Here is a 1981-nt window from a genome sequence, read left to right as displayed (position 1 = left end):
TCTGAGCTTGAGCTTTAACCTGTGCGCCGGTGGTGTCTGGTGTCGGTGCTGGTCGTGCGGCGTGTCGTCGGGACATGGCGCGGCCACCGCTTGATCCTCTTCGGGTTCCTTCCACGGAGCTCGAAGGCGAAAGGCGGTGGCCGCGTGCTCGGTGTCGCCCATGGTGGAGCGATAGGCGGTCGTGACACTCCACAGGACTGCGGTGATCCCGCTGGGCATCTGGCGGGGTTCCGTCGGCGGTTCTATGCCGCGCTGACGGCGCGGGCGGACGCGTTGTTCGAGTTGACCGACGCCGTGTTGTGCTCGGACGGCCCGGTGACCTCGCTGGTCGAGCTGACGCTGGTGGCCGAGCACCGTCGAGGGCACGGCGCCCTGTACGACGCGCTCGCAGCCGGTCAGGTCGAGCCCGCCCAGCTGCGGCGCAGCCTCACCGGGCTCACGATGCCGCAAGTAGGTGACCGGATCGTGCTCGCCGTCGATGTGAGCCCGTGGCTGCGTCCCGATGCCGCGACCAGCTCGGATCGACTGTTGGCCCTGTCAGATGGTCGGCTCTGGCACAGATGCGGTGGTGTCACGGCGCGTCACGTTCGGGTGACGTGCTCGGTACTGTGATCATCTCGCTGGTGCAGTCTTGATCTTGCGGGTGTGTTGTTTCCCGGGCTTTCGTCCCTGTTCATCGAGGAGATCGTCGCCGCCGGTCCTGCCCTGCGGATCACCGCCCGCAGCGCCGCGATCTCGGCGCCGTGCCCGCGATGCGGCACCGAGTCACGCCGGGTACACGCCTGGCACGCGCGCCGCCTGACCGACCTGCCCGTCGGAGGCCGCCCGGCCGCCCCACTACCGGCCGCCCCGACACCGCCGGTGCTCAGCGTCGACGACGTCGCGCTGCGCCGCGGGCGCCGCTACATGACGATGGTGATTGACCCGGTCACCCACCGCCGGATCGACGTGCTGCCCGATCGGCGGGCAGCGACCCTGGCCGCCTGGCTGCGTGATCGACCCGGGATCACCGCGGTCTGCCGGGACGGATCGGCCACCTACGCCGAGGCGATCACCGCCGGTGCACCCGAGGCGGTACAGGTCAGCGACCGCTGGCACCTATGGCACCTATGGCACGGTCTCGGCCGCGCCGCCGAGAAGGTCGTGATCGTCCACTCCGCCTGCTGGCGCCCCGCCACCGCACCCACCCCGACAAGCACGGACAGCGCACGCCCGGAGCCGGCGCTCGCGCAACGAACACCGGCCCGCCACGCCGCCGTCCACGCCCTGCTCAACCACGGTGTCGGTCTGCTCGACCGTTCCCGACGGCTGGGCTGGTCACTCAACACGATCAAGCGCTACGCGAGAGCCGCCCGGGCCGAGGAGTTGATCCGGCCACCGCGCTAGAGCACTACTCTCGTCGACCGTACCGCGATCACCTACGCCGCCGGTTGCTCGTCGATCCGCAGGTGCCGACCACCCGGCTCCTGGCCGAGATCCGCGAGCGCGGCTACACCGGCAGCGCGAACCTGCTGGTCCGCTACCTCAACCAGGGCCGGGCCCGCACCGAGCGGCCGGTGCCCGCGCCGCGCCGGCTGGTGTCGTGGATCATGACTCGGCCCGGCGACCTGCCCGACCCTGACCGCACCCACCTCGACGACCTGGTTGCAGCATGTCCGCAGCTCACTGCCCTGGTCGAGCACGTCCGTGACTTCACGAGCCTGCTCACCCAGCGGCGCGGCGCCGATCTGCACGCCTGGATGACCGCTGTCGACAACAGCGACCTGGCTCCGTTGCACTCGTTCGTCCGCGGCCTGCGCAAGGACCTGCCGGCGGTCCTGGCGGGCTTGACCCTGTCCTACAGCAACGGGCCGATCGAGGGCGCGAACACCAAGGTCAAGCTGCTCAAGCGGCAGATGTATGGCCGAGCGGGGTTCCCGCTGCTCCGGCAGCCGATCCTGCTCAGCTGAACCCGCCCGACCACCGAATCTGTGCCAGAGCC

At 70.3% G+C, this 1981-nt stretch carries 1 protein-coding gene and 1 pseudogene; both read left to right on the top strand.

Going from position 1 to position 1981, the window contains the following annotated elements; genetic code table 11:
- Positions 1-21: 21 nt before the first annotated feature.
- The gene (locus ABZ881_RS30875; protein WP_358489586.1) at positions 22-612 is read left to right on the top strand and encodes a transposase; all 591 of its coding nucleotides are present in this window, start codon (positions 22-24) and stop codon (positions 610-612) included.
- Between the two features lie 36 nt (positions 613-648).
- Positions 649-1949 (top strand): annotated as a pseudogene (locus ABZ881_RS30870) (ISL3 family transposase).
- The last annotated feature ends 32 nt before the right edge of the window (positions 1950-1981 follow it).

The organism is Pseudonocardia sp. NPDC046786, from assembly GCF_040645415.1.
GTDB lineage: Bacteria > Actinomycetota > Actinomycetes > Mycobacteriales > Pseudonocardiaceae > Pseudonocardia > Pseudonocardia kongjuensis.
The sequence above is the reverse complement of the archived record's forward strand: the minus strand, read 5'-3'. Positions and strand labels throughout refer to the sequence as shown.